This is a genomic window from Paraburkholderia sp. CNPSo 3272 (assembly GCF_024206495.1).
Classification (GTDB): Bacteria; Pseudomonadota; Gammaproteobacteria; order Burkholderiales; family Burkholderiaceae; genus Paraburkholderia.
Genome location: NZ_JAMBPQ010000042.1, coordinates 53,712 through 61,689 on the forward strand (window position 1 = coordinate 53,712; position 7,978 = coordinate 61,689).

The window sequence follows — 7,978 nt, forward strand, 5'->3', positions numbered from 1 at the left end:
CGTCACGAATCAGGCCGCGTGCTCCCTCAGTCGAGCGGCATGCGAAAACCGACCACGCCCGGGTCTTCCGTGGGCGTGACGGTGAAGCCGCAGGCGCGCGCGAGGCCGATCATCGGCGCGTTCTCGCGCAGCGCCTCGCCGAGCAGCCAGTGCGTGCCGCGCGAGCGCACGTACTCGATGATGCGCGACATCAGCAAGCGCCCAAGGCCGCCGCGCTTGAGATTCGACAGAATCGCGACCGCGAACTCGGCGGTCTCGTTGTCCGGATCGGCCACGGCGCGCACCACACCCAGCGTGCGCGGCTGGCCGTCCTCGCCATGCACGACCGCGATGAGCGCCATCTCGCGGTCGTAGTCGATTTGCGTCATGCGCGCGAGCTGCGTGTGATCGAAGCTGCGCACCGCCGAGAAGAAGCGCAGGCGCAAGTCGTCGGGCGTCATCGACTCGACGAACGTGCGGTGCATCTCCTCGTCTTCGGGACGGATCGGGCGGATCGTGAGGCGCTGGCCTTGCCAGTCGATGGTCTCTTCCAGCCGCCGCGGATACGGCATGATCGCGAAGCGGCTGCGCTTTTCCGCGAGCTGCAGGCAGGGCGCGACGACCACGACCGCCTCGGGCAGCACACGCAGCGTCAGACGCAAGCCCACGATTTCCCGCACCTCGCACACGAACTGCGACAGCTCGGTGAGTGCTGCCAGCGTCGGCTCGGGCGCCGTGTAGCGCGCATAGGGCGAGTGCGCGACGATGTCGCGCGAGAGCACGGGGTTCAGCGGCGGCAGGCTGTAGACGCGCAGCGGCGGCGAAAAGTCGTCCGGCGACGGCGCGGCGAAACGGAACACCGGGCCGAAGTTGTCGTCGTCGCGAAATTCGACCGACACGTCCACCACGGGCTTCACGCCAGGTTCGTCCTGCGCCTGCGTGGCGAGCCCGAACAAGGCCAGCAGTCTGCCCGCCTCCTCCCCTTTCAGTTCCGTGCGCCCGGCCGCCAGCGCCGCGCGCGCTTCGCCCTGCGCGGCCTCGATCGCGGCCGGCCCCTGGGCGGGCATCGTCTCTGGCGTCTGCATCAATAGCTCGCGGCCCAGCCGGTAATCGACAAGACGCGCAAACGCGCGCGCCAGGCGCCGCGGCGTGGTGTGCACCGGAATGCCGTGCGCGTGCAGTTCGTCGCGCGTGGCTTCGTCCACGCCGCCGAAGAAGCACGCGAGCATGCCGCGATACGCGAAACGCTGTTGCTCGATCAGCGTGCGCGCCACCGCGTCCACCGGCGCGCTGTGGGTCGGTGCATGCACGACGAACGCCGTGCCGCTCGAACGGTGCGTGGCGAGCGTTTGCAGCGCGAGGCCGAAGTGCTCGGGCTTCGCGGTGTCGCCGAGCACGAGCGGATTGCCGGCCTGCGCGTGGGGCAGCGCGGCCTGGACGGCCGCAAGGGCTTCGTCGTTCCAGCGGGCCAGCGTGTCGCCGGCTTTCATGAAGGCGTCGCGCGCAAGCGTGGCCACACCGCGGTCGCTCGTGATGAGCGTGGCCGAGTCGCTCGCGGCCACCCGGCCCACGCCGAGCGTTTCGATTTCGTCGAGCAGGTCGTCGAGCGTGTCGACGCGCACCAGTCCCGCACGCCGGAATGCCGCCGTGTAGAGCGCATCGCCCTTGTCGTCGCGGCCGCTCCTCAGCGCGAGCACGGGCTTGTTGCGCGCCGCTGCACGCGCCGCCGACATGAACTTGCGCGCCGCGCGGATCGTGTCCACTTCGAGCAGGATCGCGCGCGTGCTCGGGTCGCTCGCGAGATAGTCGAGCACGTCGCCCACGTCGACGTCGGCTTCGTCGCCGAGGGCGATCACGTGCGAAAAGCCCAGGCCGCGCGGCGCGGCCCAGCGCAGCACCGCGTTGGTGAGCGCGTTGGACTGCGACACCCACGCCACACCGCCCTTGCGCGCAATCGACGCTGCCGCGCCCAGCTGCGCGTTGAGCGCGGGCGTGAGCGCGCCGAGACTGCCGGGGCCGACGATGCGCAGCAGATGCGGGCGTGCCGCCGCCAGCGCATGGCGCAGGTCGGCCTGATCGGCCTCGTCGCGCACCTCCCCTACGATGATCGCGGCGCGCGTGCCCATGCCGCCGAGGCGATGCACGAGCGCGGGCCACGTGGCGGGTCGCGTGCATATGATGGCAATGCCAGGCGCCTCGGGCAGGTCGCTTGCGTCGGCGAGCACGGGCCGGCCGTCGAAGGCTTCGAAGTCGCCCGCATGGCGCGGGTTGACGGCCCAGAGCGGGCTCGTGAAGCCGCCTTCGATCAGCCGCCGCCACACCATGCTGCCGATGCTGCCGGGGCGCTGTGAAGCGCCGATCACGGCCACGGATTTCGGCTGGAACACTGCATCGAGATTGCGTACGGTCACAGGCACTCCTCGTCGGTCGGACAGGCGCTTGCCATCAGGCGAACGCCGGTTTGTCGTCTTTTACCGTTACGAGAAGAGGATAGGGCAAGCGCGCAGGCGCTGCGCGTTTTTCGCCCGGCGCGTATGAGCGCAGATGCGGCGGTATGGCGTCGCACGCCGCCCTGGGCGTGTGACACCACGATGCGCGAGAAGGAACGTCGCGGGGTTTGTGAACGCGGCGCGAGTGCGCCGCGCGTCTTACATCGACTTGCGGAACGGCGCGCCCGAATGCTCGCGCAGCTCGTTGAACACGATCTTCGGCCAGGCCTTTTGTGCGACCTCGATTTCGGAGACGTGCGAGGCGAGATAGGTGGGCGCGTTCGACGCGTCGTAGGCCATGCGGGCCTCGTACGAATCGGTGAAGCGGCGCAGCTCGGCGGGATCGTCGCAGGTTACCCAGCGCGAGAGGCGGTAGCGCGCGGGCATCAGGCGCACGGCAACCTTGTACTCGGCCGCGAGGCGGTGCGACACCACTTCGAACTGCAGCTGGCCAACCGCGCCCAGAATCGTCGCGCCGCCGTGGATCGGTCGGAACACCTGGATCGCGCCTTCTTCGCCAAGCTGCTTGAGCGCTTCGCCCAGTTGCTTCGCACGCATCGGATCGACCACCTCGATGGTCTGGAAGATTTCCGGCGCGAAGAACGGCAGACCCGTGAATTGCAGGTCTTCGCCTTCGGTGAGCGTGTCGCCGAGACTCAGCGTGCCGTGGTTAGGAATACCGATGATGTCGCCAGGGTACGCCTCGGCCACGGTCTCGCGGCGCTGCGACAGGAAGCTCACCACGTTGTTCGCGCGGAAGGTCTTGTTGTTGCGCGTGACCTTCAGCTGCATGCCGCGCTCGAAATGGCCCGAGCACACGCGGATGAACGCCACGCGGTCGCGGTGTGCCAGGTCCATGTTGGCCTGCACCTTGAACACGACGCCCGTGAACTTGGGCTCCTCGGGCGAGACCGGTCGCTGCACGGCCATCCGCGGCGACGGCGGCGGCGCGAGATCGACCAGGGCGTCGAGAATTTCCTTCACGCCGAAGTTGTTGATCGCCGAGCCGAACAGCACCGGCGACTGCTCGCCCGCGAGGAAGGCGTCGCGATCGAAGGTGGGCGTCGCGCCCGTGATCAGCTCGACTTCTTCCTTGGTGCGCTTCCAGTGATAGCCGAAGCGCGCTTCGCCATCGGCGTCGCCGATGTGCTGCAGCGTTTCCACCGCGCCGCCCAGCGACTCCTGGCCCGCGCGGAACACGCGTACCTGGTCGCGCTGGATGTCGTACACGCCCTGGAACTCCTTGCCCATGCCGATGGGCCAGGTAAACGGCACGGCGGCCACGCCCAGGTGCTGCTCGATTTCGTCGAGCAGGTCGAGCGGCTCGCGCACTTCGCGGTCGAGCTTGTTGATGAACGTGAGAATGGGCGTCTTGCGGCTGCGGCAGACTTCGAGCAGCTTGAGCGTTTGCGCTTCCACGCCGTTCGCGCCGTCGATCACCATCACGGCCGCGTCGACCGCCGTGAGCACGCGGTAGGTGTCTTCCGAGAAGTCCTCGTGACCCGGCGTGTCGAGCAGATTGATGACGGCGTCGCCGTACTCGAACTGCATGACCGAGCTGGCGACCGAAATGCCACGCTGCTTTTCGATCTCCATCCAGTCGGAGGTCGCGAAGCGGCCGCTCTTCTTGCCCTTCACGGTACCGGCGATCTGGATCGCGCCCGAAAACAGCAGCAGTTTTTCGGTGAGCGTGGTCTTGCCCGCGTCCGGGTGAGAAATGACCGCGAACGTGCGGCGGCGTCTGAGTTCGGCTACTGACATGGATAGGGCGGGTATCACGGATGAATTCGGGCAACCGGGCCGCGCGGCGGGGGTTGCGGCGAGCGCGGCGGCGCTTGCGGGCGCGTTTTCAAGCAACGCTTACGGTGCGTGCGGCGGCAGTGCGCGGACCGCGACGCATGGCAAATAGCACGAGCGATCGGGAATGCCCCGCGGATGCCCGCGCAAAAAAGCGAAAAGGCGCCGGGACCGAATGATACACGGCATTCGCGCCGCAGACTAAAGGTTTGATGGGGTTCGAACGGGTTAAACGAGCAGGTCGGCACCGCTTTGGCGAAGGTGAGCTTTTACAGGACCTCGATGCGACTGCACCATCGACAGCTTCGTGACCCGCCGCGCCCGCGAGACGCCCCCAATTTCTCGAGTATTTTCCTTTCGCCACAGAGGTCCGCCCACTGCGTGAACGTCCTGGGTCGCGCTCGACGCGGCATGCCTGTACGCGACGCGCAGGGTATGAGGTGAGCTTTTGCGGGAGGCTTGAAGCGGGGCGGCCGTCACGGCGGATGCTGCGCACCCGCAGGTGCAACGGCCCGGCGAGAATCGGCCCGTTATTCCTTGATGAGGAATCGTTCGCGGTTCTTGCCCGCCAGCCAGCCCGGCGCGCGGCCACGGCCGCTCCAGGTCTCGCCCGTTTTCGGATTCATGTAGCGGGCCGGCAGCGCCTTCTTGCGCGCGGGGCCTGCACGTCGGCTCGTGAAGCCCAGTTCTTCCGCGGTGATGTCGTACTCCGCGATTTTTTCCTTGATCTCGGCGATCGCCTGGTCAATTTCCTTTTCACGCGCCGCAGCCACTTCCTTGTGAAGCTTCTCCAGCTGGGCGGTCAGTTGCTTGTAGCTCGGCATGAAAACGCATCTCCAGTTCGGTCAAGAGAGTGCCATTGTGACCGGTTTGGAGCCCGAGCGACGACGCAGGCGCGCTTTTTTACAACGCTACCGCAAACGTTGGCGTTACCGTTCGCGTTGCCGCAGCGATTCGTGCGACAGACGGCTTTCGAGCGCGCGCAGCGCTTCGTTGAGCCGCTTCACGCGCTGCACCTGCGAAGGCACGAGGTTCTCGCTGGAAACCGACTCGAGCCGGCCGCGCCAATAAGAGAGCGGAATTCGGTCGCGCCCCGAGAGCCGCCCGATGATATGTTCGAGATGCTCTATGTCCTTTTCGAGTTGGTGATGATTCATCGCTGCCCCCGGTAATGACAAGTTTTATCGAGCGCGCACAAATAGCGCGCACTCACTTTCGTCGCATCGCCGCTTTTCCGCACGCTGCGGATAATCGGTCAGTGTGGTAATCGCGCCGACTGACCGTGCCAAATGCACGCCGCAGCGGATTGACTCCTTTTGTTCGTACTGTCAGACCAGAATAAGGCCAGAGCGCCCGGCTATCCGTTGGATACCGCACGGAATCTCACTGGCCGCTCGTCCACGCTGACGGTTGTATCCGCATCCATGTCGGAAGGCAGATTAACGGGGGCTATTGCATCTGTATATTCCTCAATTGTGGAACGCTATGCGGAACGCATTTTGTTGTCGACGGCCTTTCACAATACGAACAACGAGAATGGCGTGAAAACAAACGAATCACAATACGACCGCCTGCTGCATCTTATTTACGACACACTCGATAATCCTTGCGCCTGGAAGGATTTTTGCGCGCAATTGCGCGAAGCGACCCGGGTGGCGTCGATTCATCTGTATGCCTTTGACCGGCAGCGCGATCTGTTTTCCTGGAGCGACGGTTTCGGACTCGCCGGCGCAGAGCCGCTCGAGCGCATCCGGCCGCTGTACCGCGACGATGCGCGCCTGGCATGGCTGCGCGCTTACCCGCCGGGCAAGTGGCTGCATTGCGGCATCGAGCTCGATTGTGCGGACGGCGACAGTGCAGCCGGCTTCGAGCTCTGCCCGCTCGACGAAGGCCATCGCTGCGCGGCGCTGTGCAAGCTGATCGAACAGAACGGGCTCGCCGTCATGCTCGCGTGCCGCGCGCACGCTGAGGCCGGGCCGCTCCCGGGCGAGCACCGCGACCTGCTCGAACGGCTCACGCCGCACCTCGTGCGCGCGGTGCGCCTGTACCTGCGCCGCTTTGCCTTGAACGCCGACACGCTTGCAAACCGCGCACGTCCGCCAGCCATGCTCGTGAGCGCGCTGGGCGAGGTGCTCCATAGCAACGAGGCCGCACAGCGGCTTCTGAAGGCGACCTCGCTCGTGCGGGTGCGCGGTCGGCGCATCACGCTCGCGGCGCCCCATCACGCGCGCCTGCTCGAGGACATCGCCGTGAGCGAGGCGCGGCTGCGTAACCGCATGAGCGGCGCGCGGGCGGCGGCGGCGCGCTTTCGCGCGTTGCGTATCGTAGGCGCCGCCCCCGGCACGCCCGCGCCGGATGCCCCCGATGCTGCCGCCGCAATGGACGCGCACGGCCAGACCCATAACGCGCCGGGCCGCGCACAAGCCTCGGCGAGCCAGCAGGAGGTGCTCTATGCGTTCTACAACGTGATCACGGCCGACGACGCCTCGGCCTCTGAATTGCGCGCCTTCGCGGCGCTGACCTTCTATCACCCGCGCTCTGCCCCGCTGGTCGACGAGCGGGTGCTCGCCACGGCCTTCGACCTCTCGCCGGCCGAATGCCGTATTGCGCTGCTGCTCGCGGAAGGGCTCACGCAAAAGGAAATCGCCGCGCACGTCGGCGTGCAGCACGACACCGTGCGCAAACAATTGCAATCGATCTTTCAGAAGACGGCGACGCGCCGCCAGCCCGACCTCCTGCGCCTTTTGCTGAATCTGCCGGCGCGCGGCACGGGCGCCGCCGCCGAGGGCTGAGCGGCGCGCGGCAGGCTTATTGGGCCTTGCGGCAGGCGAACACGAGCGTGTAGTTGCCGTTGTCGGTCGATGTCGCGACGGTGTCGTAGCCTGCGCCGGCGCAACGGGCACGCGCCTGCTGCGCGCAGGAATCGCGATCGCCCGAGGCCGGGCATTGCACCTGGATCGTCGGACGGCCGTCCGACAGGAACAGCGGCGGTCCGCTGCTGCACGCAGCCAGTCCTGCGACCAAGGACAACGCGCACGCCGCGAACGGCAATTTGCGCAAACGGAACAACGACGAACCAGGACGAGTCATTTGGAGCACCCCAACGGGCTTCTAGTTTTTCGACGTTGCGATTGTGCCATGCCGCGAGCCATGTGCGATGCATCGCCGCGAGTGCCGCGCGCACGCGCTCAAGGCGCCGTCGAGAGCGTCTTGTATGGCAGCGCGCCTTGCGGGTCCGAACTCACGCGTACGAAGACCTGCTCGACGTCGGGAATCGCGGCGAGCCGGCGCTCGAGCGCCGCGCTGTCGAAGCTGGGGCCCGCGCAGCCCTCCGCGTAGACGAAACGGCGCTGCACCGTGATCCAGATGCTCGTGCCCGCAAACAGGGCATCGCCCTGCAGTTGCTGGCGAATCGCCGCTGCAATGTCCGCATCGTAGAGATACGAGTTCGGCTTCGAGCACTTGTGCGCGAGCCAGCAGGTCGTGCCGCGCTCCACGCGATAGTGGGCGTCGTCATCGGCTTCGGCTTTCGTCATCCGCGGGCCGAGCGGCTGCGGGCAGGCGCTGATCGCGTTCGACAACGCGAAGAACGGGTCGTTGTACCAGTTCTTGCGCTGGGTGCCCGGCGCGTTCTCTGCCTTTGAGGCGGGCGCGGAAGCGCCGGCTTGCGATTGTGCGAACGCTGGGTCCGCCCAAATGCCCGCCCCAATGCC

The 7,978-nt window shown here is 66.7% G+C and carries 7 protein-coding genes; 1 reads left to right on the forward strand and 6 read right to left on the reverse strand.

Translation table 11 applies throughout. The annotated features are described in order from the left end of the window. Nucleotides 1-26 precede the first annotated feature (26 nt). From M3I53_RS31770 to M3I53_RS31785, 4 genes are all read right to left on the reverse strand, one after another. Nucleotides 27-2,390, reverse strand: coding sequence for a GNAT family N-acetyltransferase (locus M3I53_RS31770; protein ID WP_254319781.1), 2,364 nt, complete (start codon nt 2,388-2,390; stop codon nt 27-29). 237 nt (nt 2,391-2,627) lie between these two features. Continuing rightward, on the reverse strand, nt 2,628-4,229 hold the full coding sequence (locus M3I53_RS31775; RefSeq protein WP_254319782.1) for a peptide chain release factor 3: 1,602 nt from the start codon (nt 4,227-4,229) through the stop codon (nt 2,628-2,630). 566 nt (nt 4,230-4,795) lie between these two features. Beyond that, nucleotides 4,796-5,089, reverse strand: a complete 294-nt coding sequence (locus tag M3I53_RS31780) for an H-NS family nucleoid-associated regulatory protein (protein WP_069261447.1) — start codon at nt 5,087-5,089, stop codon at nt 4,796-4,798. Between the two features lie 105 nt (nt 5,090-5,194). After that, entirely contained in the window at nt 5,195-5,422 is a 228-nt protein-coding gene (locus M3I53_RS31785) for a hypothetical protein (RefSeq protein ID WP_254319783.1), read from the reverse strand. 384 nt (nt 5,423-5,806) lie between these two features. Here M3I53_RS31785 and M3I53_RS38525 point away from each other — a divergent pair, with 384 nt between their 5' ends. Beyond that, nucleotides 5,807-7,057: a helix-turn-helix transcriptional regulator gene (locus tag M3I53_RS38525; protein WP_254319784.1), complete on the forward strand. Its 1,251-nt coding sequence runs from the start codon at nt 5,807-5,809 to the stop codon at nt 7,055-7,057. Between the two features lie 16 nt (nt 7,058-7,073). On the opposite strand, the gene M3I53_RS31795 is transcribed toward M3I53_RS38525, so the two are convergent. Then, a complete protein-coding gene (locus M3I53_RS31795) occupies nt 7,074-7,295 on the reverse strand; it encodes a hypothetical protein (RefSeq protein WP_309249559.1) in 222 nt (73 codons plus the stop codon). Between the two features lie 158 nt (nt 7,296-7,453). Further along, nucleotides 7,454-7,975, reverse strand: coding sequence for a BON domain-containing protein (locus tag M3I53_RS31800; RefSeq protein WP_254319789.1), 522 nt, complete (start codon nt 7,973-7,975; stop codon nt 7,454-7,456). Nucleotides 7,976-7,978: the final 3 nt, after the last annotated feature.

Bases quoted from the DNA above. Each gene is read 5' to 3' on its own strand.
- M3I53_RS31785 (WP_254319783.1), bottom strand. From the start codon at position 5,422: ATGAATCATCACCAACTCGAAAAGGACATAGAGCATCTCGAACATATC.
- M3I53_RS31780 (WP_069261447.1), bottom strand. From the start codon at position 5,089: ATGCCGAGCTACAAGCAACTGACCGCCCAGCTGGAGAAGCTTCACAAG.
- M3I53_RS31775 (WP_254319782.1), bottom strand. From the start codon at position 4,229: ATGTCAGTAGCCGAACTCAGACGCCGCCGCACGTTCGCGGTCATTTCT.